This is a genomic window from Candidatus Pantoea soli, assembly GCF_007833795.1.
Lineage (GTDB): Bacteria > Pseudomonadota > Gammaproteobacteria > Enterobacterales > Enterobacteriaceae > Pantoea > Pantoea soli.
Window position 1 is genome coordinate 2,249,006 of record NZ_CP032702.1, and the last position, 26,077, is coordinate 2,275,082.

Annotated in this window: 27 protein-coding genes, 1 tRNA gene and 3 pseudogenes; 21 read left to right on the forward strand and 10 right to left on the reverse strand. The window is 54.3% G+C overall.

Annotation, left to right across the window (positions count from 1 at the left end; genetic code table 11):
- The first annotated feature begins 32 nt into the window (after positions 1 to 32).
- The 4 genes from fliQ to D8B20_RS10510 all read left to right on the forward strand — a co-directional run bounded on the left by fliQ (position 33) and on the right by D8B20_RS10510 (position 4,220).
- Positions 33 to 302 carry a flagellar biosynthesis protein FliQ gene (fliQ, locus tag D8B20_RS10495; RefSeq protein ID WP_145888824.1) on the forward strand — a complete coding sequence of 90 codons (270 nt, stop codon included), beginning with the start codon at positions 33 to 35 and terminating at the stop codon, positions 300 to 302.
- Positions 302 to 1,090 (forward strand): flagellar biosynthetic protein FliR, encoded by a 789-nt coding sequence (fliR, locus tag D8B20_RS10500; protein ID WP_145888825.1) that lies wholly within the window; start codon positions 302 to 304, stop codon positions 1,088 to 1,090. The genes fliQ and fliR overlap by 1 nt, the downstream gene beginning before the upstream one ends.
- 628 nt (positions 1,091 to 1,718) lie before the next feature.
- Entirely contained in the window at positions 1,719 to 2,354 is a 636-nt protein-coding gene (gene rcsA / locus D8B20_RS10505; RefSeq protein WP_021509858.1) for a transcriptional regulator RcsA, read from the forward strand.
- A gap of 162 nt (positions 2,355 to 2,516) precedes the next feature.
- Entirely contained in the window at positions 2,517 to 4,220 is a 1,704-nt protein-coding gene (locus tag D8B20_RS10510) for a methyl-accepting chemotaxis protein (protein ID WP_145888826.1), read from the forward strand.
- Positions 4,221 to 4,382: 162 nt separating this feature from the next.
- Here the strand turns inward: D8B20_RS10510 and dsrB are convergent, their stop codons facing one another.
- Both dsrB and D8B20_RS10520 read right to left on the reverse strand, forming a co-directional pair.
- Positions 4,383 to 4,577 (reverse strand): protein DsrB, encoded by a 195-nt coding sequence (gene dsrB, locus D8B20_RS10515; RefSeq protein WP_145888827.1) that lies wholly within the window; start codon positions 4,575 to 4,577, stop codon positions 4,383 to 4,385.
- 67 nt (positions 4,578 to 4,644) lie between these two features.
- Positions 4,645 to 4,803, reverse strand: a complete 159-nt coding sequence (locus D8B20_RS10520) for a YqaE/Pmp3 family membrane protein (RefSeq protein ID WP_145888828.1) — start codon at positions 4,801 to 4,803, stop codon at positions 4,645 to 4,647.
- Positions 4,804 to 5,117: 314 nt separating this feature from the next.
- Between D8B20_RS10520 and D8B20_RS10525 the strand changes: the two genes are divergently transcribed.
- From D8B20_RS10525 to D8B20_RS10535, 3 genes are all read left to right on the forward strand, one after another.
- Positions 5,118 to 5,351 carry a DUF2525 domain-containing protein gene (locus tag D8B20_RS10525; protein ID WP_145888829.1) on the forward strand — a complete coding sequence of 78 codons (234 nt, stop codon included), beginning with the start codon at positions 5,118 to 5,120 and terminating at the stop codon, positions 5,349 to 5,351.
- 361 nt (positions 5,352 to 5,712) lie between these two features.
- Entirely contained in the window at positions 5,713 to 6,507 is a 795-nt protein-coding gene (locus tag D8B20_RS10530) for a mannosyl-3-phosphoglycerate phosphatase-related protein (protein WP_145890530.1), read from the forward strand.
- A 26-nt stretch (positions 6,508 to 6,533) separates the two neighbouring features.
- The gene (locus D8B20_RS10535) at positions 6,534 to 7,754 is read left to right on the forward strand and encodes a glycosyltransferase family protein (protein ID WP_145888830.1); all 1,221 of its coding nucleotides are present in this window, start codon (positions 6,534 to 6,536) and stop codon (positions 7,752 to 7,754) included.
- Here the strand turns inward: D8B20_RS10535 and dgcQ are convergent.
- The 6 genes from dgcQ to D8B20_RS10560 all read right to left on the reverse strand — a co-directional run bounded on the left by dgcQ (position 7,751) and on the right by D8B20_RS10560 (position 11,805).
- Positions 7,751 to 9,394, reverse strand: coding sequence for a cellulose biosynthesis regulator diguanylate cyclase DgcQ (gene dgcQ, locus D8B20_RS10540; protein ID WP_145888831.1), 1,644 nt, complete (start codon positions 9,392 to 9,394; stop codon positions 7,751 to 7,753). The genes D8B20_RS10535 and dgcQ overlap by 4 nt on opposite strands.
- Positions 9,395 to 9,526: 132 nt before the next feature.
- Positions 9,527 to 9,706 carry a YodC family protein gene (locus tag D8B20_RS10545; protein WP_145888832.1) on the reverse strand — a complete coding sequence of 60 codons (180 nt, stop codon included), beginning with the start codon at positions 9,704 to 9,706 and terminating at the stop codon, positions 9,527 to 9,529.
- Positions 9,707 to 9,889: 183 nt separating this feature from the next.
- On the reverse strand, positions 9,890 to 10,024 hold the full coding sequence (locus D8B20_RS21810; RefSeq protein WP_261388104.1) for a hypothetical protein: 135 nt from the start codon (positions 10,022 to 10,024) through the stop codon (positions 9,890 to 9,892).
- Between the two features lie 35 nt (positions 10,025 to 10,059).
- Positions 10,060 to 10,971, reverse strand: coding sequence for a DUF808 domain-containing protein (locus tag D8B20_RS10550; protein ID WP_145888833.1), 912 nt, complete (start codon positions 10,969 to 10,971; stop codon positions 10,060 to 10,062).
- Positions 10,972 to 10,982: 11 nt separating this feature from the next.
- On the reverse strand, positions 10,983 to 11,258 hold the full coding sequence (locus D8B20_RS10555) for a hypothetical protein (protein ID WP_145888834.1): 276 nt from the start codon (positions 11,256 to 11,258) through the stop codon (positions 10,983 to 10,985).
- Between the two features lie 67 nt (positions 11,259 to 11,325).
- A complete protein-coding gene (locus tag D8B20_RS10560; RefSeq protein WP_145888835.1) occupies positions 11,326 to 11,805 on the reverse strand; it encodes a very short patch repair endonuclease in 480 nt (159 codons plus the stop codon).
- Between the two features lie 166 nt (positions 11,806 to 11,971).
- On the opposite strand from D8B20_RS10560, the gene dcm reads away from it, so the two are divergent.
- Positions 11,972 to 13,375: a DNA (cytosine-5-)-methyltransferase gene (gene dcm / locus D8B20_RS10565; protein WP_145888836.1), complete on the forward strand. Its 1,404-nt coding sequence runs from the start codon at positions 11,972 to 11,974 to the stop codon at positions 13,373 to 13,375.
- 123 nt (positions 13,376 to 13,498) lie between these two features.
- Positions 13,499 to 15,094, forward strand: a complete 1,596-nt coding sequence (locus tag D8B20_RS10570; RefSeq protein WP_145888837.1) for a methyl-accepting chemotaxis protein — start codon at positions 13,499 to 13,501, stop codon at positions 15,092 to 15,094.
- 43 nt (positions 15,095 to 15,137) lie between these two features.
- On the opposite strand, the gene D8B20_RS10575 is transcribed toward D8B20_RS10570, so the two are convergent.
- Both D8B20_RS10575 and D8B20_RS10580 read right to left on the reverse strand, forming a co-directional pair.
- Positions 15,138 to 15,383, reverse strand: coding sequence for a hypothetical protein (locus D8B20_RS10575; RefSeq protein ID WP_145888838.1), 246 nt, complete (start codon positions 15,381 to 15,383; stop codon positions 15,138 to 15,140).
- A gap of 76 nt (positions 15,384 to 15,459) precedes the next feature.
- Positions 15,460 to 16,158, reverse strand: a complete 699-nt coding sequence (locus D8B20_RS10580; RefSeq protein ID WP_145888839.1) for a phosphohydrolase — start codon at positions 16,156 to 16,158, stop codon at positions 15,460 to 15,462.
- A gap of 585 nt (positions 16,159 to 16,743) precedes the next feature.
- On the opposite strand from D8B20_RS10580, the gene D8B20_RS10585 reads away from it, so the two are divergent.
- The 12 genes and pseudogenes from D8B20_RS10585 to D8B20_RS22060 all read left to right on the forward strand — a co-directional run.
- Positions 16,744 to 17,424 carry an ASCH domain-containing protein gene (locus D8B20_RS10585; RefSeq protein ID WP_145888840.1) on the forward strand — a complete coding sequence of 227 codons (681 nt, stop codon included), beginning with the start codon at positions 16,744 to 16,746 and terminating at the stop codon, positions 17,422 to 17,424.
- A 200-nt stretch (positions 17,425 to 17,624) separates the two neighbouring features.
- Positions 17,625 to 18,401: a DgsA anti-repressor MtfA gene (gene mtfA / locus D8B20_RS10590; RefSeq protein ID WP_145888841.1), complete on the forward strand. Its 777-nt coding sequence runs from the start codon at positions 17,625 to 17,627 to the stop codon at positions 18,399 to 18,401.
- A gap of 103 nt (positions 18,402 to 18,504) precedes the next feature.
- Positions 18,505 to 18,580, forward strand: a tRNA-Asn gene (locus D8B20_RS10595).
- Between the two features lie 380 nt (positions 18,581 to 18,960).
- Positions 18,961 to 19,398 carry a DcrB-related protein gene (locus D8B20_RS10600; RefSeq protein WP_145888842.1) on the forward strand — a complete coding sequence of 146 codons (438 nt, stop codon included), beginning with the start codon at positions 18,961 to 18,963 and terminating at the stop codon, positions 19,396 to 19,398.
- Positions 19,399 to 19,416: 18 nt separating this feature from the next.
- Positions 19,417 to 23,628 (forward strand): RHS repeat-associated core domain-containing protein, encoded by a 4,212-nt coding sequence (locus tag D8B20_RS10605; RefSeq protein WP_145888843.1) that lies wholly within the window; start codon positions 19,417 to 19,419, stop codon positions 23,626 to 23,628.
- An 11-nt stretch (positions 23,629 to 23,639) separates the two neighbouring features.
- Positions 23,640 to 24,029, forward strand: coding sequence for a hypothetical protein (locus tag D8B20_RS10610; protein ID WP_145888844.1), 390 nt, complete (start codon positions 23,640 to 23,642; stop codon positions 24,027 to 24,029).
- Between the two features lie 152 nt (positions 24,030 to 24,181).
- The gene (locus D8B20_RS10615; protein WP_145888845.1) at positions 24,182 to 24,469 is read left to right on the forward strand and encodes an HNH endonuclease signature motif containing protein; all 288 of its coding nucleotides are present in this window, start codon (positions 24,182 to 24,184) and stop codon (positions 24,467 to 24,469) included.
- Positions 24,470 to 24,554: 85 nt separating this feature from the next.
- Positions 24,555 to 24,794 (forward strand): annotated as a pseudogene (locus D8B20_RS22045) (SMI1/KNR4 family protein); the annotation flags it as partial.
- Between the two features lie 148 nt (positions 24,795 to 24,942).
- A pseudogene (locus D8B20_RS22050) lies at positions 24,943 to 25,029 on the forward strand (RHS repeat-associated core domain-containing protein); the annotation flags it as partial.
- 107 nt (positions 25,030 to 25,136) lie between these two features.
- Entirely contained in the window at positions 25,137 to 25,406 is a 270-nt protein-coding gene (locus tag D8B20_RS22055; protein WP_186454362.1) for a TNT domain-containing protein, read from the forward strand.
- An 11-nt stretch (positions 25,407 to 25,417) separates the two neighbouring features.
- Positions 25,418 to 25,639, forward strand: coding sequence for a hypothetical protein (locus tag D8B20_RS10635; RefSeq protein WP_105077420.1), 222 nt, complete (start codon positions 25,418 to 25,420; stop codon positions 25,637 to 25,639).
- A gap of 169 nt (positions 25,640 to 25,808) precedes the next feature.
- Positions 25,809 to 25,994, forward strand: a pseudogene (locus tag D8B20_RS22060) (RHS repeat-associated core domain-containing protein); the annotation flags it as partial.
- Positions 25,995 to 26,077: the final 83 nt, after the last annotated feature.

Sequence of the window (26,077 nt, forward strand, 5' to 3'; positions counted from 1 at the left end):
CGCCCTCATCCTTCTTCCTGCTGGAGCGTAACATGACACCTGAATCCGTAATGGTAATGGGCCAGGAAGCGATGCGTGTCGCCCTGATGATGGCCGCGCCGCTGCTGCTGGTCGCTATGGTCAGCGGTTTGATCATCAGTATTCTGCAGGCCGCCACGCAGATTAACGAACAGACGTTATCCTTTATCCCGAAAATTCTCGCGGTGGCGGCGACCGCCGTGGTCGCCGGTCCGTGGATGCTGAATCTGATGCTGGATTACATCCGTACCCTGTTCAGCAACCTGCCTTATCTCATCGGCTAATGGTTACCCTCGACAGCAGTCAGCTGATTCACTGGGTCGCGCAGTTCTTCTGGCCCATGGCGCGTTTACTGGCTTTATTTGCCAGCGCGCCGGTTTTAAATGAACGAAATATCCCCAAGCGGGTCAAAATCGGACTGGCGGTGGTCATCACCTGGATACTGATGCCGCTGCTGCCGCCGGTAGAGGTGACGCTGTTTACGCCGGCCGGCTTCTGGATGCTGCTGCAGCAAATGCTGATTGGTATTGGCATCGGCCTGACCATGCAGTTTGCTTTTTCCGCGGTACGTCTCGCCGGTGAGCTGATTGGTTTACAGATGGGCTTGTCCTTTGCCACGCTGCTTGATCCGAACACCCGGATGAACATGCCGTTAACGGCACGCTTCCTCGACATGCTGGCCATGCTGCTGTTTCTGACCTTTAACGGTCACCTGTGGCTGATCTCCCTGCTGGTGGACAGTTTTCATACGCTGCCGATTAACGCTCAGCCATTGAACGCCAACGCCTTCATGGCGCTAACCCGCTCAGCGGGTTTAATTTTCCTTAATGGCATGATGTTAGCCCTACCCTTAATAATTCTGCTTCTCACGCTTAACCTGGCACTAGGTTTGTTAAACCGTGTTTCACCACAACTGTCGGTTTTTGCCATCGGCTTCCCGATTACCTTAACGGTCGGGATCCTGAGCCTGAGTATGATGATGCCGTTACTTGCTCCCTTCTGTGAGCATCTGTTCGGGGAAGTCTTTGATTTACTCGCGCAGTTTGTGTCAGAACTTTCCCCTACCCGTTGATTAACGATACTGTTAGCATCCTTATGCGATAGTTAAGCTTTCAAAATCATTCTGCCTGTTTTTCGAACCATATTTCTCAGAAATCAACTGAGGTTATTCTGATAAATGCGCATTTCAGGTGAAAAATATTCTTATTAAACGGCGCTTCGCGTATTTTAGTCAGACGATTCCTAAGGCGATTAAGCCAGTGAATTGGTTGATTAAATGCTCAAAGGGCTGTTTTTAAACAGAAAAAATTTCACAACGATTTTTCTTGTCTAAATCCCTTTTTTCCGGCATTGTCAACGCTCGCTGAAACGTCACACTTTCGCGAAACAAATGTTTTTAAGATTTGTCCTATCAGATTTGTCTGTGACTTGCGCGATAGTGACATGGCTCTCAAAAACAGAGTGATTTGCATACTTAAAACAAATTCCTGGCGATTCCCACTGTCGCCGGGTAAAGAGTGACGTGTAAGTAACACAAAAAACTTCGCAGAACGGGTCAGGGACGAGTCATGATGGCGTACGGATACAATTCGCCAGGCTGCCGAGCAGAATAAAAAAGTGTCTTTGGAAATCTCTCTCGTACCGCAAACGCGTATTCATCGTTGATTTAAACGGATAACAAATTGGTGAGGGTCGCTATAATGCCAACGATTATTATGGATTCATGTAACTACACACGCCTGGGTTTGTCAGACTATATGTCTGCAAAAGGAGTCAAAAAGAAAAATATTACCTCCGTGTCGGATATCGAGCAATTGCAGCAGCGCTGTGAGCAATTGAAACCGGGCGTAGTATTTATTAATGAAGAGTGCTTCATTCATGAATCCGATTCCAGCGATCGCATTCGTTCCATTATTATGCAGCATCCCGATACGCTATTTTTCATCTTTATGGCGATTTCGAATATCCATTTTGAGGAATACCTCTACGTTCGTAAAAACCTGATTATTACGTCAAAATCGATAAAAACTTCGACTCTGGACTCGCTGCTGGGGACCTACCTGCAAAAGAAACTCAACGCGTCCCCGCGTATTTCTGCCGGACTGGATATTCACCCGCTGACATTAAGTCAGACTGAATCAAACATGCTGAAAATGTGGATGTCAGGGCATGATACCATTCAGATCTCTGACAAGATGCAAATTAAAGCCAAAACCGTTTCGTCTCACAAAGGCAATATTAAACGTAAGATCAAAACCCATAATAAACAGGTTATTTATCATGTGGTGCGTCTGACGGATAACGTGACCTCCGGCATTTATGTCAACGTGCGATAATTTCACGTTTCACTGATTGGCATTGCCTGCAGGGGCCAGCATCGCGCTGGCCCCTGTTGTTTTTGCGCGTTTTGCGAGCGCGATCCCACTTCCCTGCCTAAGTGTTTACGCCTCGCTGCCGATGCTTGTTTTCAGAACACCTACCACTATGAGAGCAAGGAAATGAAAACAGCATCGATTGAGGGGCAACATAAGCTCAGCATCTGGCAGAACCTGCGCCTGATGCCTCTGTTCAGCATGATCTTCGGTGGCATTCTGCTGCTTTTTGCCCTGTGCATTGGACTCGCCAGCTACTTTCTGATTCAAAGCAATCACTCCCTGAATGACGCGACCGACGAAATCCAGGTACGCATGGGCATTTCAAACAGCTCAAACCACCTGCGCACGGCACGTCTGAACGTACTGCAATCGGGAGCCGCCGCGCGTATTGGCGAAATGGATGGCTACCGTGCCGATCTGGCGCGCAGCCAGCTGCGCATTCAGCAGGCGCGCGACGGATTTAATCTGTATATGAACCGCAAGGTAAAAACGCCCGCAGACCTGGCGCTGGACGCGCCGCTGACTGCCAGCTTCAATCAGTACGTTGATAAAGGGCTGAAGCCGATGATTGAATCGGCCAAACAGGGCAGTTTTGAAGGCATTGTGGCGCAGGAAACGGATGTGACGCGTAAGCTCGACGACGCCTACAACGACGTGCTGCTGAAGGCGATTAAGATCCGTACCGAACGGGCGGAAGCCATTAACGCCGGCGCGGCGCATCAGGCCCGCTTAGGCTTTATCGCGATGGCGGTGGCTTTTGTCGCGGCGCTGGTGCTGGTTGCGCTGACCTTTATCTTCCTGCGCCGGGTGGTGATTCAGCCGCTGCGCGAATCGGTGTCCCGCATTGAGCGCATCGCGCAGGGCGACCTCACGGCGCCTGATCAGGCGTGCGGGCGCAGTGAGATTGGCAGCCTGCTGCATAACCTGCAGCTGATGCAGGCCGCGCTGGTGCGCACCGTTGGTACTGTGCGTGAAGGTGCCGTCGCCATTTATCAGGGTTCCAGCGAAATTACCGCCGGCAATACCGATCTCTCCTCGCGGACAGAAGAGCAGGCGTCAGCGCTGGAGCAGACCGCTGCCAGTATGGAACAGCTGACTGCGACCGTGAAGCAGAATGCGGAAAACGCGCATCACGCCAGTCAGCTGGCGGCCGACGCCTCCGGGAAAGCACACAGCGGCGGTGAGCTGGTCAGTGGCGTGGTGCAAACCATGAATAACATTTCCGGCAGCTCGAAAAAGATTGCGGAGATCACCAACGTCATTAACAGCATCGCCTTCCAGACCAACATTCTGGCGCTGAACGCCGCGGTTGAAGCGGCGCGCGCCGGTGAACAGGGACGCGGTTTTGCCGTGGTGGCAAGCGAAGTGCGTAATCTGGCCCAGCGCAGTGCACAGGCGGCAAAAGAGATTGATTCACTGATTGCGGAATCAGTGGCGCTGATCAATAACGGTTCGCAGCAGGTGGGTGCCGCTGGTGCCACCATGGGGGAAATTGTCGAGGCCGTGCGCCGCGTAACCGATATCATGGCGGAGATCGCTGCCGCGTCCGATGAGCAGAGCCGGGGGATTCAGCAGGTGAGCCTGGCGGTCACCGAGATGGACAATGTCACGCAGCAGAACGCCTCGCTGGTGGAAGAAGCCTCTTCGGCAGCCGCTTCGCTGGAAGATCAGGCAGGCAGGCTGACCCAGGCCGTGGCGGCCTTCCGGCTGAATGACAGTGCGCCGCTGCGCACATCGGCCGCGCCGCAGACGGTGAGCAAAGCATCCGCTTTAGCCCCGCGCCCGGCGTTAGCCACATCGGGTAATGACAACTGGGAAACTTTTTAAGCGCCGCGCCCGCTGCCCGGACATGGGCTGAACAACGGTGCCGGAACGGCAGGCACAGCTGCCTGTTGATACCCGGCGCACGCCAGTTGCGGGCCGCCGCTATACGAGGTGATGGCCCGCGCTTGACGGCACGGCGAGCCGGATCAACGCGCCGGGCAGAGGCTATTCGTCGCGATAAGGCTCAACAAATACCCCTTCGGCATGGTCGCTTTCATTAAAGAACCAGATGCCGAGGGGATAATCCTCCAGCGCGACCAGATACATCGTACCTTCGTTAAAGCCTTCTACGGCCAGCACCGTTCCCACACGGCGCGGGCCGCCGTCGGTTTTCACCGTAACGCGATCGTTCACCTTCATTGATTTCTCTCCGGAAAAAGTCCTGCGCACAGTGTAACGGAAGATACCCGTCGCTGCCCGATCGCGATCAACGTCGGGCGATTACCCACACGGCGTGAATAATGCCCGGAATGTAACCCAGCAGCGTCAGTAAAATGTTCAGCCAGAACGCACCGCCGAAACCAACCTGCAGAAAAACCCCCAGCGGTGGCAGTAAAATCGCCACAATAATGCGGATAATATCCATACTAACTCCCTGATATTCATCATTATCAACCAGAACTAAGCATAGCTGCTTTCCGTGCGGATGCTGCCCGCCTGACGTAAAGATGTGTCAAAGCCGGGCTTTTCACTTTCTTAACACTTCACAGAGAGATTTCTGACGCCGCGACGCCGTACACTGCCAGCACTGCACCAACCCCAAAGGGGCAGTCAACCTAAAAGTAACAAGGATTTTTGCCCGCGCAGCGCGGGCTTTTTTTTGCCTGCTGTCCCCTGCCTCCCCCACTTTTCACCACCGTCTATACTTGCAGAGAACCCATCCGCCTCCGGGAGGCCACGATGACGACGGCAAAAGAGTACAGCGAAAATGTTCAGCGCGAAGTGAGCATCGACGTCGACGCGCTGCTGGACGCGATCCAGCGCAAAACCTCAGGGGAAGTTAAAGAGTTTATGGATGCGGAAGATGCACACCGGGTGCACGTTAACGGCCGGGCGTTCGATTCTTACACCGAACTCGCCGAGGCGTTTGAAATGGACATCCGCGACTTTACGATCGCGGAAGTCAACCGGTGAAATCGATTACAAAAAAATACCCGGCGTGATGGCCGGGTAAAATAAAACAGTGAATTCGTTACACCAGGATATTCCTGACACCCGGTCAGAGTACGCTTTCGCCACATTAAGACAAGTCTCATTTCTGCACGCTAACCGAACAAATCTGCATAATCATGCGTGACTGTTACCGAAAACATCGCGTCGCGGCTGATAAAACCCCTGCGCAAGGCAGGCAACATGCAGCGCGCCTGACCGTTTTTTTAAGAATTATCCTGGATATCAGCAGCCCGCCGCGCCCGCCGGAGTGCGATCGCGATAACGTTATTATACTGATATCACATCGTTTTTAAGGATGCCTTTGGGCTTGAGGAGTGTGATGATGATCCCGCTTGATTCTTCCCTGCTGGTCGTCACCGATCTTGATGGTTCACTGCTGGACCATCATGACTATAACTGGGATGCCGCCAGCGAGTGGCTGGCACGCCTTAAACAACATCAGATTCCGCTGGTCATTTGCTCCAGCAAGACCGCTGCTGAAATCGTTCCGCTGCAGAAAAAACTGGGTATCAGCGGTGCCCCCTTTATTGCCGAAAACGGGGCCTGCGTCTCGCCTGACGGCGACTATCCGCTTGCCGATGAACCGGGCGAGGCCTACCGCGCACTGTGCCAGACGCTGCAAGAACTGCAGGCCGACTTCCGCTTTGAGGGCTTTCATCAGTTCAGCGATGCCGACGTTGCGCGCTTTACCGGCCTGACGCTGACTGAAGCCAGTCAGAGCCGCCGGCGCGATGCCTCCGAAGTGGTGCTGTGGCGCGATGAGGAAGCGCGGCTTGATGACTTCCGCGCGGCGCTGGCGGCCCATCAGCTGGCGCTGACGCAGGGCGGTCGCTTCTGGCACGTGATGCCGGCTGGCAGCGGCAAAGGGGTGGCCCTGCAGCAGATCCAGCAGCACATGGCGCAGCACGGCGGCAGGCGCACCACCATTGGCCTGGGCGATGGTCCGAATGACGCGCCCATGCTGGAGCAGGTTGATTATGCCGTGGTGATCAAAGGCTTCAGCAAAACGCCGGTTGTCCTGCAGCGCACCGATACTGCCCATGTCTATTACACCACGCACACTGGCCCTGAGGGCTGGCGTGAAGGCCTTGATTACTTTCTTGCCCAATCCGCTTAACGGCAACCGATCAGAAGGATGAGACGATGAGTGATTTTTACCAGAACGGCGTCATTACTAACTTTCATAATCTCACCCACCGCAGCGTGGAATCGCTGGAAAAAGAGATGGTCCGTTTTGCCCGCAAGCGCAAAATGGGGCTGATTCTGCCTTCGCTGTTCTCTGAACTGGAAGGCCCGGCGCTGGATAATATCGTCAATGAACTGGCGAAAGTGCCTTACCTGGAAGAGATCGTCATTGGCCTCGATCGCGCCGATCGCGATCAGTTTCTGTTCGCCCGCGACTTTTTCTCGCGCCTGCCGCAGCGGCACCGCATTCTGTGGAACGATGGTCCGCGCCTGAAAGCGCTGGATGCGGAGCTGGATAAAGAGGGCTTGTCCCCGAGCCAGCCGGGCAAAGGGCGCAACGTGTGGTTCTGTACCGGCTATACGCTGGCATCAGATCGCAGCCAGTGCGTCGCGCTGCACGACTGCGATATCGTCACCTATGAACGCGGTATGCTGGCGCGCCTGCTCTATCCGCTGGCGAACCCGGCGTTCCAGTATGAGTTCTGCAAAGGCTTTTATGCCCGCGTGGCGGACGGCAAGCTCAATGGCCGCGTCGGGCGTCTGCTGGTCGGGCCGCTGCTGCGCTCGCTGCAAAAAGTGTACGGTCATTCCGAATATCTGGATTATCTCACCAGCTTCCGCTATCCGCTCTCCGGCGAGTTTGCCATGCGCACCCACGTGCTCAACGGCATCAAAATTCCCGGCGACTGGGGGCTGGAAATTGGCGTGCTGTCGGAGATCTACCGTAACTACACCACCCGGCAAACCTGTCAGGTGGAGATCGCTGACAACTACGATCACAAACACCAGCCGCTGGCCGAGGATGACGGCACCGGCGGCCTGAAACGCATGAGTAATGACATTGTGCAGTCGCTGCTGCGTAAGCTGGCCACCATGGGGGTGCCGCTTACCAGTGACTCGTTCCGCGTGCTGAAAGCCACCTACTATCGCAATGCGCTGGACATGATGGAGATTTACAACCACGAGGCCACCATGAACGGGCTGAAGTTCGATCAGCACATTGAGGAGGCCGCCGTGGAGATGTTTACCCAGGCGATTCTGGATGCCGGCCAGTCATTTATTGAACGGCCAAATGAAAAACCCTTTATCCCCAGCTGGAGCCGCGTGCAGTCCGCTTTTCCGGATATCCTGCAGCGCATTTATCAGGCGGTGGAAGAGGACAACGACGGCAAGGTTTAATCCGCAGCGCACACCTGATTGCGGCCGCCGCTTTTCGCCTGATACAGGCGGCGGTCCGCCACCGCCTGCAGGCTTTCCGCATGGTAATCCCCCTGCTCTTCACTGCTGCTGACGCCTGCGGAGAGCGTCACGCTGAAGGTCGTGCTGGCATTCACGAGGATGGTTTTGGCTGCCAGCCGGGCACGGATACGCTCCGCAACCTGAACCGCCTCTGCCAGCGTGGTTTCCGGCAGTACAATACAGAACTCCTCGCCGCCAATGCGGCCCGCCACATCATAGCGGCGCAGCGTATGACCTATCACGGCCGCCACCCGCATCAGCGCCTGATCGCCCGCGTGGTGTCCCCAGGTGTCGTTCACTTTCTTGAAATGATCCACATCCAGCTGTATCACGGCGATCGGCTGCTGCTGCTGCTGACAGCGCGCGGCCAGCGCCACAAACTGCTCAAAAAAAGCGCTGCGATTCAGCAGCCGCGTCAGGCCATCGTAGTTAGCCCGCCATGCCAGCCGGGCGGAGAGATCGTCCATCCGGCGCACCAGACGGAACATGACCTGATGCGCCACGACCAGCAGCAGGATAAACAGCCCCCAGCTGCCCAGCACAAACAGGGCGACACGCCCCAGCTCCTGAGACAGCCCCTGAGGCAAACTCTGAATATTCACCAGACAGGCATCGACGTTTTTCAGTTTGCTCCAGCTGGCAAACCGGGTACCGAGCCGCAGCACGCCGGCAGGCTGCTGGCGTATCTGCTGTGCCAGCTGTGCCTGCTGCGCCGGTGTCAGCACCGGGTCATCCGGTGCCGTCAGCCCGGTGACCGGCTGTTGACGGCGATCCAGCAGCAGTAAACTGCCCTGCGGCAGGTTCTGGCGGGCGTGCATCAGCAGCGCTCTGATGCGGGCCTGAGTGAAGTCCATCGCCAGCACGCCGTACCAGTAGCCTTCGCTGATAACCGGAGAACTCACCGTCAGCATCAGCCCTTCGCCGAAACCGCCCTGATAGGCTTGCGTCCAGCGCTGCCGGGCGTGCTGCGGATTCGCCGGATTCTGATCGCGAAAATAGGGGCGGCGGATCATGGTGGCATAGCTCTGTTCCAGCGCCTGCGCGCTCTGCGGCGGACGCGAGCTGATAAAAAATCCGGCCCGGGAGAGATACCAGAAGCGCGAATGGAAATCCTGCGTTTCATCGCCAAACTGCATAATAAAGCTGAACTCCAGCGCAGCCCGCAGCTCCTGCTCCAGCCGGGCGTCATCGCGCGCCAGCAGCGGATCGCGTGCCAGCCAGCTATCGCCTACGCCGTTCACCGGCATACTGCGTGCGTTGGGCAGCTGCAGTTGCCACACCGGTTGCTGGCGCAGTTGCTGCATGCGCTGCAACGCAGCCCGACCGTAGTCGGCATCCAGCGGATGCGTCAGCGCATAGCTCAGCATCTTCTGGTAGTAATTCAGTTCATCCATGCTCTCCTGAAACTGGCTGTCCAGGGTTTGCTGTACCGCAGCAAGCTGCGCCTGCTGTCGGGTTGCATAGCTATTTTTGAGCTCCAGCGCTTCATGCGCGGTCAGAAATGCCGAGAACAGAAACACCGCAAGAAAGCAGAGATGAACGCGCAAATAAGGGTTAATGCGGCGGTGCGGGATAGGCATCGGCAGCCAGGCTCCGGAAAGCAATGAATGCGGAAAGTGTAGCCAGCCGGTGAATGCACGTACAGCAGAACGAAACGGGAAAAGCAGGAAAAACCTGAAGGGCAGCGGGACGGCGGCACCGTCCCGACGCGTTTAGCTGGCCAGTTGATGCGCGGTCGACACGTGACTGAGCTCGTCACTATGGAACGCCTCACGGCGCACGCTGTAGCCATCATACCAACGACACTCTACCATTCCGCTGGCATAGCCGGTCACCACCATAGTGGGTCCGCCCTCTTTGTGCTGAACTTCGTCACTGATCGCAAAGGTCATACCGCGCCCTCCCTTTTAACCGTTGAATGAACAGATCAAGGTATAGCAGCTGCGCCGGGTTTGTGCCTATAGGATAATGTTATTACTGTGACAAATTCGGAATAAGTAGTTAAAAATGTCGTAAATAAAAAAAGCCGATAAAAATTATTATCGGCTTTGAACGCTTTCCCGGGTAAAGGGAAATCAGATTTTGCACCCTTCGCAATCCGCTTCGTCGCTCAGATCGGCGGGCACTTCGCTGGCTTTTTCTGCCGCTTTGGCTTCCGCCTGTTCCAGCTGTGCATCGATATCAAACTCAAACATATCGTCGTTCATCATCGTTCTCCTGACCCGTGATTAAAATTTCCTGCGCTTTATACCGATTTCCCGCGCAGCTTCGCAACCAGATTTACCACCAACAGCACGATCGACCCAACGATAAAGCCCAGCACCAGATTGGCACCGTTGCTTAGCAGGCTGGACACCATGCCCGGAAAGCCGCTGCTGTATTCGCTGATGGCGTGATGCAGTGGCGTAATGCCGTGCACGATAATCCCGCCCCCCACCAGAAACATGGCCAGCGTGCCCACTACCGTCAGAATCTTCATCAGCCAGGGGGCCATTGCCAGCAGCGCACTGCCCAGCGCCTGCGCCATCCCGGAGGATTTTTCCCGCAGCCAGTAGCCCAGATCGTCAATTTTCACGATCATCGCCACAATACCGTAGACGCCGATCGTCACCAGAATGGCAATGCCGGCGAGGATCAGGACCTGATTCAGTAAAGGGGCTTCTGACACAATACCCAGCGTAATGGCGACGATTTCGGCAGAAAGGATGAAGTCCGTCCGTACCGCCCCTTTTACTTTATCTTTTTCATACTGGCGCGGGTCCTGCTGCGCCAGCTTATCCAGCCGCTGCTGGCGCGCTTCCGGGCTTTTTTCCGCCTTATCGTGATTCAGGCTGTGCAGCACCTTCTCTACCCCTTCATAGCAAAGGTAGGCGCCGCCCAGCATCAGCAGCGGCGTGATCAGCCACGGCGCAAAGGCTGAAATCACCAGCGCCAGCGGCACCAGGATCAGCTTGTTGAGAAAAGAGCCTTTTGCCACGCCCCAGACCACCGGCAGTTCCCGGTTGGCTTTTACGCCGGTCACCTGCTGGGCATTCAGAGAGAGGTCGTCGCCTAATACGCCAGCGGTCTTTTTCGCCGCCACTTTACCCATGACGGAAATGTCATCAAGCAGCGTAGCAATGTCATCCAGAAGCGTCAGTAAACTGGTTCCTGCCAAAGTAATCTTCCTTATTCCGGTTCGTGATCCTGACAACAGGGGCAGCGCTCAACGGCCGTCACCGTCATGTCAGCAATGCCCGCACAGTCCCATTCGACGCGCAACGTTTTCCCGTGCAGATCGCCGGCATGCAGATATTTGCTTACCGGACTTTCCGTCATCCCGCTGATTGCCTCCGTGGCCACCAGCCGATCACCCACATAAATGCGCGCGGTGGCCTGGGTGTTGACCATGCGTTCGTCGCGCAGCTGATACAGGCGTTTGACCGTCAGTTTGATACTGCTCATGGTTCTGTTCCGCGTCCCAGAGAAAGAGGCGATCTAAACGGTTATCGCCCTGAAAAGCAACACCGTTTCAGGGTGCTGCCCGGTAGTGATGCAGCCCCTGATGATCCATTTCGCTGCTGTGCGAGGCGGCCAGCAGCCACTCTTCCAGCCGCTCAATCAGATCGCCATCTTCCAGCCGCAGCCGGCCACGCAGCGCGCACTCCCAGACAATCAGCACCTTCCAGCCTGCCTCCTGCAACTGCTGCACGTAGCGCTGGTCGCGCTCCACGTTGCTGTTAATTTTGCCTTTCCAGAATTCGGTGCGCGTGGCGGGCATTTTAAACAGATAGCAGTGGTGGCGGTGCCAGAAACAGCCGTGCACAAAAATGATCGCCTTCTGCGGCGGCAGCACAAAATCCGGCCGCCCCGGCAGCGCTTTATCCTGCACCCGGTAGCTAAAGCCACGATCTTTCAGGATCAGCGCTATACGCTGCTCAATCGCCGTATCCTGATTGCGGATGGCGCGCATATTTTTGCTGCGAATCGCGTGTGAATGGACGTCTGCCATGGCGTCTCCTTTTTTCGGGACTTATTCAACTTTAGCGGTTTGAGGCAAAAGCGAAAGCCAGCGGGTAAAAGAGTGCGAGCGGGCTTCCGCGTGATGGCATCCCGCGCCAATTTCCACGCCGCGCCAGGAGTGGTAGCATAGCCGCTTCACAGTTAAGGAAAAACGCATGCTTGCACTTGATCCCGCCGCACCGGCTTCGCCCTCCCCGCTCACTGCTGCTCAGGACGACGCGCTGTCGCTGCTTACTCAGGTGCTTGATATCTATGCGCCGCGCGATGTGCTCAGCGTGCTGCAGGCCGCCGGCGGACGCGACTGGAGCCTGCCGAAGCTGACCCGCATCCGCAGCGGCAAAAGCGCAGCACCGGCGCTCTCCGCAGCGGAAGTCAACACCCTGCAGACGCTGCTGCCGTCCCGGCCGGCCCACTATGCGGCACCCGCGTTTCAGTTTGTCGATCTGTTTGCCGGCATTGGCGGTATCCGCCGCGGGTTTGAGCAGATCGGCGGTCAGTGCGTGTTCACCAGCGAATGGAATAAAGAGGCGGTGCGCACGTATAAAGCTAATCACTACTGCGACCCGTACCAGCACCAGTTCAACAGCGATATCCGGCTGGTGACGCAGCCTGCCGGGCTGCAGGATGAGCAGGCCATTTATCAGCACATCGACCGCACCCTGCCGGATCACCAGGTGCTGCTGGCTGGTTTTCCCTGTCAGCCCTTTTCGCTGGCCGGCGTCAGCAAGAAAAACGCCCTCGGGCGCGCTCACGGGTTTGAATGTGAAGCGCAGGGCACGCTGTTTTTTGACGTGGCGCGCATTCTGGCTGCCAAAAAGCCACCGTTCTTTGTGCTGGAGAACGTGAAAAACCTCAAAAGCCACGATAAAGGCCGTACTTTTGCGGTGATCATGGCCACGCTGGACGAGCTGGGTTACGACGTGGCCAATGCGCAGGACGACGGTCTGCCTGACGCGAAGGTGATTGACGCACGGCATTTCCTGCCGCAGCACCGCGAACGCATCGTGCTGGTGGGCATCCGCCGCGATACCGGTCTGAGCGCCGGTTTTTCACTGCGCGCGCTGCCGGCGCTCTACCCGGCGCAGGTGCCTGCGCTGCACCTGCTGCTGGAACCTGAGCCGGATGCCAAATACACCCTGTCCCCAACGCTCTGGCACTACCTTTATCAGTATGCCAAAAAGCACAAAGCCAAAGGCAACGGCTTTGGCTTCGGCCTTAACGACCCGCGCAATCTTAGCTGCTGCGTGCGCACGCTCTCGGCGCGCTATTACAAAGACGGTTCGGAAATTCTTATCGATCGCGGCTGGGATTACGCGCTGGGCGAAACTGATTTCCGCCAGCCGGAGAATATGGCACGCCGTCCACGCCGCTTAACGCCGCGCGAATGCGCCCGGCTGATGGGGTTTGAAGCACCGGGCGAAGCGCGTTTCCGCATTCCGGTTTCCGACACCCAGGCGTACAAACAGTTTGGCAACTCCGTGGTGGTGCCGGTGTTTGCTGCGGTGGCGCGGCTGCTGCTGCCGCTGATTGAGCGCTATCAGCAACAGAACGGCCAGTGATTCAGGGCTCCAGTTTTATTTAGGGGCGCGCGTTGTGCTGTTTTACCGGCCGGCGTGCGCCCTGTCACCAAACTGTCACTCATCAAACCAATACTCCTGTTTTTATTTTCCGGAGCTGTTTTGATGTCTCTCCTTACCCTGATCACCCTGCCGCGGCGCCTGCGCGGCCGCTTCACATTGCCCCTGTGGCTGACCAGTCTGCGCAATCAGTTCCTGCTGTTTATCCTGCTGTTTTGCCTGCTGCAGTTTGCCGGTGTCCTACTGTTAAACCAACACGTTAATCAGACGCAGATTTCACTGCAGCAGGCCGGTCAGCTGCGGGAACGGCTGACGCTGCTCGATAAAGCGCGGATAGAACTGCTGACCGCGAGTGATAACAGTCACCGCGCCGGAATCTATCTGATGCAGGATCAGCAAAGTGGCTCGGTGGATAGCTGGAAAAGCCTGGCGGCCGCAGCCAGCCTCTCGCTTGATCAGGCGCGGACGCTGTTTACCGCCTATCATGCCCGGCCGGAAAGCGGGCTGGCTCAGGGCTTTGCGCTGCTGACCGATGGCCTGCAGGAGCAGTTAAAAGGCCTGGCAGCGAACGACATCAACGCCTTTTTTATGGTGCCGATGCAGGCGTTCCAGCAGCAGTTTAACGACGCCTGGTTCAGCGAAATCGCGCAGGCCAATCAGCAACTCAGCGCCGTAAACCAGACCACGCTGGATATGCTCAGGCAGAGCCGCAATCTGTCACTGGTGGTCAGCGCGGTGCTGACGCTGCTGCTGATGCTGGCCACCGGCCTGCTGATGCGCGGCGTGCTGCTGCCGCTGCGCCGGGCCAACGCGCAGCTGGCGCAGATTGCCACCGGCGATCTGCTGGCCTCCCAGGCGATGCCACGCCGTCAGTCGCTGGAAACGCGGCAGCTGTTTCACTCAATGGATACCATGCGCCTCGGCCTGCAGCAGATTGTCAGCGATATCAGCACGGTGGCGGTCAGCGTCGCTGCCGGCGCAGAAGCGATGCAGCAGCATAATCAGCAGGTCATGCAGCAGCACCAGGCGCAGAATGCCAGCTTTCATCATTTGTCACAGCGTCTGCATCGCGTTGCGGAAGAGGTGGAAAACGGCGCGCACTTCTCGCAGCAGGCTGCCCGCGAAGCGGAATCGGCCGATACCCTGATGCGCCACTGCGCGCAGGAAGTGGCGAACGTGGAAAATCAGATGCAGCAGATTGTGGCGGCCGCAGGGGATATTGCCGGCATTGTCGGCATGCTGGATAACCTCTCAACCCAGACGCGCCTGCTGTCGCTGAATGCGGCGATTGAATCCGCCCATGCCGGCAGCCTGGGCCGCAGTTTTGCCGTGGTGGCCGAAGAGATGGGACTGCTGTCACAGCAGAGCGGTGCCTCCACGCGGCAGATCGACGGGCTGATCCAGCATACCCGTCAGCATGTGGATGACGGCTTTGAAAAAGTGCAGGCGCTGGAGATGCTGTTTGCGCAGATCAGCGGCGCGGTATCAGGGGTGGTTACCCAGCTCAGCGAACTGCAGGCCAACAGCAGCGCGCAGAGTCATCGCGTCAGCCGGATTGCGCAGGAGGTGATTGGAATGAGCGATGAGCTGCAGCAAAATGAAGCACTGACGGCCCGTCAGGTACAGGCGGCAGCGCAACTGCGCGAACTGGCTGAGCGGCTGGCCGGGCACGCCCGGCAGTTCCGCGTCGCGTCTGCGTGAGGCTGGCAAAAAAAAACCCGTCAGGCGACGGGTTTTCAGAGACTTATTTTTTCTTTTTACTTTTCTTCAGCAGCGCTCGCACCTGCTTCAGCTCGGTAGCGGAGAGCTTATCGTCCGCTTCTTCGGTATGCAGATTGTCGACCGCCGGTTCCGCAACGGTATCCAGACTGGCCTGCAGGCGGTTAACAATCTCCTGGCTCATCGAGAGTTGATTATCGGCGGCTAACTGTTTGATCTGCTCTTTCAGCGCCGGGTCAATTTTAATGGTTAAGTTAACAGTCTCGGTCATCTTCATACTCCCTATTGATTTACCACAACGTAGCGGAAGAGACCGAAAGTTAACAGACTGTCATAAAAATTTAATACTACGCGTGTATGGCACTGAAATCCCTTAACACCGATTCGTCGGGTGTGGTGAGATTGCCCTGCAGTTCAGCGCACAGTTTTGCCATATAGTGCACCAGAAAATCGGCGTTATACTCCGCCAGCTGGCGGCCGGTTTCTGTCTGCATGGTCTCCGGCAGGCGCAGCAGTTTCTTCTGAAAATGGTCCAGCGTCCACTTCACGTCATCCAGCTCCCGATCCCTGCCTAGCGGGTCGTCATTATCGAACAGCGGCCGGCCCAGCGCGCCGGCGGTGTAGAACACCCGTGCCAGACCAATTGCCCCAAGGGATTCAAGCCGGTCTGCATCCTGCACAATCTTCGCTTCCAGCGTATGGGGCGTAATGCGCGCGCTGAAACTGTGGGCCTGCACGGCGTGCGCCACGCTGTCCAGCAGCGCCGCCGGGAAATCCGGGAAGTCCTGCTGCAGAATGCGGCGCGTCTCCTCTGCCGCATAGGTAGAGGCGAGATGACGTTCGGGATGGTTTTTCGGCAGGTTAACGACATCGTGAAAATAGCAGGCGGTCAGCACCACCAGCGGATCGGCTTCCGTGTTCTGCATAATGCGGTTTGCGCTCATCCAGACGCGGCGCAGGTGCGCGATATCATGGGCTTTATCGTCATGCAGCCAGTTCAGCTGCAGCCAGTGCTCATAACGTTGTTGCCAGTGAGTAAGTGACATCGTGCTTCTCCTGTTGTTGCTGTTATCTCGCACCGGGAAAAGTGCGCCATCCTGTCTGCATCATAGCGGCCGGATGATGACACTTTCCTGACACGCTTCCGGCGTGTGCAAAGTGAGAAAATGCGATCCCGATCATGTTATAGCGCTGTTAACAAGGAAAGCCCAGCGTGGCGTGTGTTTTCGGTATTTCCTTATTCCATTCGGGATAATTGATAATGTTTAATAATGGTTATGTATTTATTTGCCGCTGCGGTTGTCAGAAAAGCCGCTTTTCCAGTAAATGCGGCTGTGCCCAAGCATTAAACCGGGCTAAAGTATAGCGACATATTCTGAAAAGATTCCCATTACGGTCGTTATAACGTACTGTATAGGAGAAATTTCCGGCTTACTCATTACTGTGCTGCATGTCGCAACACGCATTTTCTTTATGAGCCATTTTTTACACCGGAAACTGCCAGACGTGCCTGATACTGAGGCGATAAATAATTAAGCAAATTGATTTAAAGCAATGATGCTCACACACGCCCGCTGTCAGGGATGTGGCGTTGAGGTTTTCCGGGCTCGTGACATAACAAGAGGTAAATAATGAAAGAACGGCCGATTCTTTTTTCCGAACAGCGGGTCCGCGCCCTGTTGGTTGGCCAGCAAACACAGACCCGGCGCATTATGAAGACTCAGGCCTTTGGCCCGGGTCAGGATCATCACGAAGGTGTTCACGCGTTTGACGTTAAAGCCAACCATCTGCACGGCTATAAGCTGATGTCGATGTCCGATATCAGCGCGCACTGCCCGTTCGGACAGGTGGGCGATCGCCTGTGGGTGCGTGAAACCTGGCGTGGCCCAATCGTGCCGGAAGATCAGCTGGCGGAGTATGACCGCGATGCGCAACCGTTTCGCAATCCGGCGTACTGCCAGTACCGTGCTGACAGCAATGAACTGGGCCAGCTGGACGAAAACCTGCAGGATGCCGAACAGTTTGGCTGGCAGACCGCCATCCACATGCCGCGCTGGGCCAGCCGTATCGATCTGGAAATTACCGCAGTACGTGCTGAGAAGATTCAGGACATCAGCGAAGATGACATCATGGCGGAAGGTGTACAGACTGACTCCCACTTCCTTAACAACTTCTTTACCATGAATATGAATTCGGAATCGCCGAAAGAAGCCTATCGCAAAGCGTGGCAGAAGCAGTATGGCGCCACCAGCTGGGAAGTGAACCCGTGGGTGTGGGTTATTGAGTTTCAGCGCATTGCGCGTGAAAGCTGATTAACCGGCCACTGCCTGCCCTCTTCAGGCCGCGCCGTGACGCGGCCTGCGTTTTATCTGCCGGTCAAATCTCCGCTTTGCCACGTCAGTCACAGACAAATCCGACACTTACAGGTTGAATATTGCGCTCCTGTTTCGCGCAGACCGTGCAGGCGGCGCTGCACCAGAATTCCTTTTCGCCCAGCCCAGTGAGAAACCCAATGTTCAGATGGCCGTGGAGTGCGCAGATTGAAGCTTCCGTTGCCGCGCTGCCGTGGCAAGCGGCGCTGGCGCAGCCGATTTTTTCCCTGCTGACGGATGATGAACAGCTGGCCCTGATCGCGCTGGCCCGGCGTTTTCTGCAGCAGAAAAAAATCACGCCGCTGCAGGGCCCTGAGCCGGATGCGCTTTTGCTGGCACGGCTGGCGCTGCTGTTCTGCCTGCCGGTGCTGAAACTGGGCCTGGAGTGGCTGGACGGTTTTCATGAGGTGCTGATTTACCCGGCCCCGTTCAGCGTGGATGACCGCTGGGAGGATGACCACGGCCTGGTGCATCAGGCCAGCGCGGTGCATGCGGGACAAAGCTGGACCCAGGGGCCGATAGTGCTTAACACGCTGGATATTCTCGATGCCTTTGACCTCTCCGGCTACAACCTGGTGATTCATGAAGTGGCGCACAAACTGGATGCGCGCGGCAGCGGCTATACCAGCGGCATTCCGGCGATTCCCCTGCGGGACGTCGCCGGCTGGGAAAAAGATCTGCTGCAGGCGATGCAGGAGATTGAAGCCGAAGTGGACAGTGTCGGAGAACAGGCGGCCACTATCGATCCTTACGCCGCCAGCGATCCGGCGGAGTGTTTTGCCGTGCTGTCAGAATATTTTTTCAGCGCGCCCGATCTGCTGATGCAGCGCTTTCCGGCCATGTACCAGCATCTGAAGCAGTTTTACCGGCAGGATCCCGGCGCCCGGCTGGCGCGTTCAGCACCGGAATCTGCTTAAATCGCGATCGCTTTGTATTATTGCCAGCCAGTTGAATACAAATGTGTTTTTTGCTGTTGACACACCACAGGGGTGCCATTAATATGCGCCTCGTTCACACGATTCCTCTGTAGTTCAGTCGGTAGAACGGCGGACTGTTAATCCGTATGTCACTGGTTCGAGTCCAGTCAGAGGAGCCAGATTCAGAAAAGCCCGCTCAGGGAAACCCGAGCGGGCTTTTTGCTTTCTGTCAATTGGTTAACCCTTCAAGCTTGTCCGCACAGGCTCTTAAAAACCCTCAGCTATACCCTTTTGCAGGTAAAAATACGGTTGAAACTGAATCGTTAATTTTCATCAAAATGTAAGTATCGATCGATTTTACAGATCGATAATTCGATGAGTCGTGTGATTAATCGACTGCTTTTGTATTTCAGGGCAGATATTTGCTCAACCAGCCTGCTTCTGAAAAGGTGTCTGACTCAGAACACGCAGCTTCCGCAGGCAAATAAAACCTCTGTATAGCAAGCCGTCTGCCCCTGTGGCACACTTAAACCGTCCTGAAGCATACGGAAGCTGCTTAATGTCTGAAAATCTCCCTCTCTGCGTTTTTACCGAAGGCCGCATCACCCTTCCCGATCACTATCAGGATCGCACCGTTAATGTCTTCGCCTTTCCCGGTGAGAATACGCCTGCTTTTAACATCTCCCGCGATTCGCTGAATGATGTCGAAACGCTGTCTGCTTACATTGATCGACAGTTAACGCTGATGCAGAAGCATCTGAAAGGCTGGAAGCAAACCGAACGGGTGCCTGCTGTGCTAGGCAATAACCTGTTGCAGGGTGAATGTGTGCATGCCAGCTACCTGCGTGACGGTAAGCGGATTTTCCAGCAACAGGCGGTATTCAACACCTCTGAAAACCACGTTCTGGTATTCACAATGACCTGCACCGCGATACTAACGGCCGGGAACAATCAACAGTTCCAGGCTCTGCTTGCCAGCTTTTCTTTTAACACCTGACAATTAAGGAACGTTGTTATGTTTGAAGCGGCACGCGTGGGTGATGATATTGGCCATTCTCATGCGCTGGCAGGGATGATTGCCGGTACGATTGTCGGTGGACTGATTGCCGCAGCAGGGGGTATTGCCGCCGGGGCCTTGATGATTGCCGGTATCGGTGCGTCATGCCTGGGTATAGGTGTGCTGCTGGTCGGCACCAGCCTGGCGGTGGGGTATTTTACGGGCGAACTGGCAACGAAGGCCAGAGACAGCATTGCGGATGCCGGGGCCGCCAGTATGGCGAAGGAAGGCATTATCGCCACCGGCTCGCATAACGTGTTCATTAATGGCAGACCTGCCGCCCTTGCCACCAATAGCATGGTGGAATGTGCCCGGGATGCTGGCTCTCAGCAGATGGCTGAAGGCTCCTCACGCGTTTACATCAATGGCCTGCCTGCTGCCCGCCTCGGCGATCAGACCACCTGTGGTGGTAAGGTCATGACCGGTTCCGCAGATGTGATTATCGGCGGTGAGCCGGAACAGACCCTGCCAATACAGTCAGAAGTCCCGGAATGGCTCTATAAAGCCTCTGACATGACGCTGTTATTTGCCGGACTGCTCGGTGGCGCGGGCGGAGCAGCAGGCAAAGTCGGGGCGCTGGGAAAACTGCTCAGTAAAATTCCGGGTATCAACAAACTGGCCCGCGTCGCCTGTCGCGCTGGTGTGCTGATGACCAGTGCCGCCGCCGTGGGGATTATCGCCCGCCCGGTCGACATTGTCAGCGGGCAGAAGTTTCTCGCCGGTGATGACGAACTGGACTTTGTATTACTGTCCCGTCTGCCGGTTGTCTGGCAGCGTTACTGGCGCAGTGGTAATCCCGGCGACAGCGTGCTGGGCCGTGGCTGGTCACTTTTCTGGGAAACCCGACTTGAAAAATATCACGACGGGCTGGTGTGGCGTGCACCGTCCGGTGATTACGTTCCCTTTCCTCTCGTGCCGAAAGGACAGCGAACCTTCTGTGAACCGGAGAAGCGCTGGCTGGAACACCATCAGGACGATACCTGGTCAGTGTATGACATCAGCGGCGAACGCTGGTGTTACTCACCTCTGCGTAACAATTCCCCTTCCCTGCCGCTGCGACTCACCGAACCCTGTGGTAACGATATTCTTTTTGACTGGAATGACGACCATACCCTGCATGCACTCACCGACAGCGCCGGGCAGCGCGTAGTCTGCCATTATCAGACCGCCAGTGGCCAAAACCGCCTTGCCGGAGTCTGGCTGGATGATGAAATCTGCCTGGTCAGCTACCGCTACGATGACAAGGCCAGGCTGATGAGCGTCACCGGACGCGGCGGTCAGGTACGCCGCCGTTTCAGCTGGTATGACGACGGGGACGGTACGGATTTACTGCGCAGCCATGAGGACAGCAACGGGCTTCTGAATGAATACCTGTGGCGGAACATTGATGGTCTGCCGCGCGTGGTAGCATATCGCAACAGCGCGGGCGAGCAGCTTGATTTTGAATACGATTTTATGAACGGCACCCGTCGCGCCATCCGCGAAGATGGCGCACAGGCACACTGGCTGGTTGACGACGATGACGATGTTGCACGTTTCACCGATTATGACGGTCGCCAGACCGGCTTCGTCTGTCGTGATGGCGAGTTGTGCGACATTATCCTGCCCGATGGAGCCATGCGGCGCAGTCAGTGGGACCGTTATGGCCGTCTCACGTCAGAAACTGACCCGGCAGGACGCACCACTGAGTATTACTGGTTCAGAAACACTGATCGCATTACCCGAACAGTTTTCCCGGATTCAACAGCCACTCAGTCTGTATATGACCTGAACGGTCGCCTGCTGTCGGAAACCGATGCACTGAATCACACCACCACGTATCACTACCCTGATGAAGAAGAAACGCTGCCTGACCGCATCACCGATGCGAGGGGCGGAGACGTGCTGCTGGTGTGGAACCATCAGGGACTGCTGACGCAACGCACTGACTGCTCCGGCAGCGTGACCCGCTTTACCTATGATCGGTTCGGTCAGCTTATCACCAGTGAGGACGCCGAAGGCAACCTCACACGCCGCGAATGGAACGATGCAGGACAGCTTACCGCCGTCATTCGGGCTGATGGCAGTCATGAAACGTTACGATGGAACGAGCATGGGCAACTTGCGGCCTGGCGAGACCCGCTGGAAAGTGAGGTTCGCTGGCACTATTCCGCGCTTGGACTGCCAGAAAGCGTTACCGACCGCACGGGACGAACCCGCCGCTGGCACTATGATCCGAGAGGCAATCTGCTGCGTCTGGAAAACGGCAACGGTGGCGAGTACCGTTTTACATATGACCCGACAGGCCACCCTCTGAGCGAAGACCGCCCGGACGACACCATCCGTCAGATGGAATGGAACGCGCGTGGACTGCTCACCACGCTGATGGAAAGCGGCAGGCCGGACGACGATGGCGGCATCCCGCGACGCGCTCAGCAGTTCAGCTATGACAGTAGCGGCCTGCTGACCACACGCACTACCCGTGATGCTCAGTACCATTACCAGCGTAACAACAGCGGGCAGCTTACCGGCCTGACCCGCAAGCCAACCGCCGATGGCATGGCGCGGGGAATTGAAGCAGATGAAATTCAGTTTACCTTTGACGCGGCAGGAAACCTGCTCGCTGAACAGGGAGCCAACGGTGAACTGCATTCTGCGTATGACGTTCTGGGTAATCTTACTGCGCTGACCCTGCCCGGCGGCCAGCAGATAAGCTGGCTGCATTACGGTTCCGGCCACGTCAGTGCCATCCGCTTTAATCAGCAAATCATATCCGAATTGACCCGCGACCGCCTTCACAGGGAGGTGGCCCGCACTCAGGGAACCCGTGAACAGACCCGCCAGTATGACAGTCTCGGCAGACGTACCCGGCAGCGCAGCTTCACACCCGACCTGCCGGAACAGACAATCTTCGAACGCGCCTTCAGCTACACCGGGCGGGGGGAACTATCAGACGTCAGTGACACCCTGCGTGGCAATACAATTTATGGCTATGATGAGGAAGGCCGTTTTCTCAGGCACTACGAAGCCCGCCCGGACCACACTAACAGGACGTTCCGCTACGACGCTGCGGATAACCTGCTGCCGGATAATGACCTCCCTGCCCTGCCGCTGAGGGATAACCGCCTGACGCACTGGCAGAACCTGTTTATGAAATATGACTGGTGGGGTAACCTCGTCAGTCGCCGAAGTGGTCTGTATGAACAGCATTATGAATACGACGCGGAAAACCGGCTGATACGGGCAGAAGGCACCGGACCGGAAGGCCGATTTACCGCACACTACCATTATGATGGACTGGGCCGCCGCACCCGCAAGACGATCACCACACAACACGGCACCACGGAGACGCGCTTCCTCTGGCAGGGCTTGCGACTGTTGCAGGAACAGCAGCAGAACGGGCAATGCCAGACCTATGTTTACGACCCGAACGAAACATACAGCCCGCTGGCGCGTATTGACCATTTGCGTGACGAAAATAGTGGGGAGGTTCTGTGGTTCACAACCGATCTGAACGGTGCACCGCTGGATATCACTGATGAACAGGGACAGCTCCGATGGAGCGGTCATTACGGGAGTTTTGGTGAGGTTGCACGGCAGACGGAAGGCTTCCACAGACTCGCGCAGCAAACTGCCCTCGCTCATCAGCCACTGCGCTATGCCGGGCAGTACGCGGACAATGAAACGGGTCTGCACTATAATCTTTTCAGGTATTACGATCCTAAGATTGGACGCTTTACGGTTCAAGACCCCATAGGATTACAGGGAGGCTGGAATCTTTATCAGTATGCTCCGAATCCGCTGGGTTGGATTGATCCGTGGGGACTGTCAAGATATCCTGGGGTCGATTTCTCAGGAAGCGATGCACTTTATCCTCATGGTGAAAATATTGTAAAAATACCAATGACAGGCAGTCGTTATGGCGACTTTAAGGCAGCAAACGAATTGGCAAATTACAAAAACTCAGTTGGGAATATTACAGGTAAATCACATCCAGATGGCTATACCTGGCACCATTTAAATGATTATGATCCCATAACGAATACTTCTACCATGCAACTTGTAGAGACAAGCGCTCATGAAGCCACTTTCCCTCACTCCGGCTCAGTGAGCCAATATGAACAGTATCATGGTGTTAAATATGAATCACTTGAAGCCAAGAAAACTGCAAAATCATTGAATTGTAAATAGTGAGGTACATTATGCAATCAGAAGACTTAAAATTTTATGAAGATGATGAAGGCATTGCTGTCGATTTGAAGTTGAAAGCATTCGGTCCGGATGAAGTACAATGTGTTAATCTTGAATCTGAACTATCAGATAAAAAGATGGAAAATGATATACTCTGTTTAATTAATCACCAAAATGAATTTTCACAAAAAATTCAAAAAGCAGCTCATGAGTATTGTATTAAAATTTACAATCAAAAGCCGTCTGATCTTAAACTTATAAAAATTTACATCTTCCCAGATAAAGAAAATGAATATGGTTTTATGTTCTCCACAAAAATTGATAGTGAGCATGGAGTTGGTGTAAAAATGATAAATGGAAATATAGAAAAAATTGGCAGTAGTGAAACGGCATTTTTGTAAAATATCTCTATATTCAATAAAATAAATAAAATATCGTAGAAAATTGAACTGTACCTTAATATAGACAATATATTAAGGTACAGTTTTTACATTAACAACAGATTTTGTTAGAGTTGAAATTTTTCGATTCGCATTTAATATAATTTTTAACATTGGATGTCAATCCGGATGTAACTATAAGTTATTCTGGTGATTCCGTTCTTGACTTTCAGTCAGCAAATGAAATCGCCGATCTTATTCAAAAATCTACTCCAGAAGGCTATGTATGGCACCATTTAGATGATTATGGCCCTAAAATCAACACAGGTACGAGGCAACTTGTAGAACAGAATGCGCATTCAGGAATTCCCCATAGCGGCGGTGTAATTCAATATAAAGCTGCTACTGGAAAAAGCTATACACCCCCAGCGAAATTCGGAGAAAAAAAATCATATTCTTAGTTTTGGAAGAATCGGAAAAAAAATTATTTTAGATGATATAATAAGTTTTGAAACTTCTAATAAGATAGCTTTACCAATAGATTTTATTGATTTTTATTTGAGAAATAATAGTGGCTATTTGCCCAAAGAAAATGAGCCTAAACCATTTCTGCTTGGTGGCTTTTTGTCATTTTCCCATGGGAAACTCCCAATTGAAAAACGCTACAAAGAATTATTAGAAGATTGGCCTAATCTTTTAGGTATGATTCCATTCGCATATGATGATGGTGAAAACCTATTTCTAATATCTACTGTTTCAGAAAGTTATGGTGAAGTGAAAATCTGGCTCATTGACGAAAATGAGTTAGATATAGTCTCAGCGTCGTTTTCATCATTCATCAATAAACTGAAAAAAAAATTGATTTATTTCATTCTAAACTGGTGCATCAGGTATCTGCACCAGTCCATGTTCGCCAAAAAGACAAATCGCCAGCTATCATTCCCGGAATTACGATCCTCAAAATGGTCGCTTTACGGAACAGGACCCTATAGGATTGCCGGGCGGCTGGAACCTTTACAGTATGCACCGAATCCGCTGGGTTAAATTGACCTGTAAGGGCTGAGTACCGAACTCGTTTCATACTGGCCACCAAATGATGGTGCTTATGGTGAAACCAAAATTTCATTTTTGGAGCCTGGAAAAATAATTTTTCGTTATGGATATCCGGGGGGTACATATACTTCACCGGTTGGTACACCATATTCGATGTGTGCATTGCCCGTTGCGAATAATAATAAAGATTATACTGTTTATGAACTTCTTAAACCCATGACAAATGTACAGAAAAGCAAAATTGCTCCCTGGTTTGGTGAAATCGGCTTGGGGACGCAGTATAAATTATGTCAATCAGTGCGGAAATACGTAGATTCTGGACACCTGAAAGAAATAAAAAAATAAAGGAAAATCTTGTGGATAAAGAAGAATTGATAAAAAATCTGAATAAATTGAGCATCCCAAATGATAGCTATTCTATTGGAAGCATTGAGGACGAAGCCCTGTGTATGATCTTTGATGGCTTGACGTGGTGTATTTTTTATAGTGAGAAAGGACATCGTACGGAACCCGAATATTTTGCAAGCGAAAATGATGCCTGTCATGCTTTTATAAACCGAATTAAAAAATGGTTTTGATTTTTTAGCATCATCATAAATCCTCTTTCATGCCCAAAAAAGGTGGCAATGAATCGTGTATTGTGAATTGGGACAGATCCTGTGGAGCTGGCAGTGTGTGGGCTTTGGCGAGGTTGCATCACAGATGGAAGGTTTCCACAGATTCACGCAACAAACTGCCCTCGCTCATCAGCCATTGCGCTATGCCGGGCAGTACGCAGACAGTGAAACGGGTCTGCACTATAATCTTTTCAGGTATTACGATCCTCAGATTGGACGCTTTACGGTACAGGACCCCATAGGATTACAGGGAGGCTGGAATCTTTATCAGTATGCTCCGAATCCGCTGGGTTGGATTGATCCGTGGGGGTTAACATCACGGAGAGCGGCATTCAGAACGGCAAAAGAACAGGCAAAAATTCCTAAAAGTAGCCAGTTTACAACACACAAATATGTTTA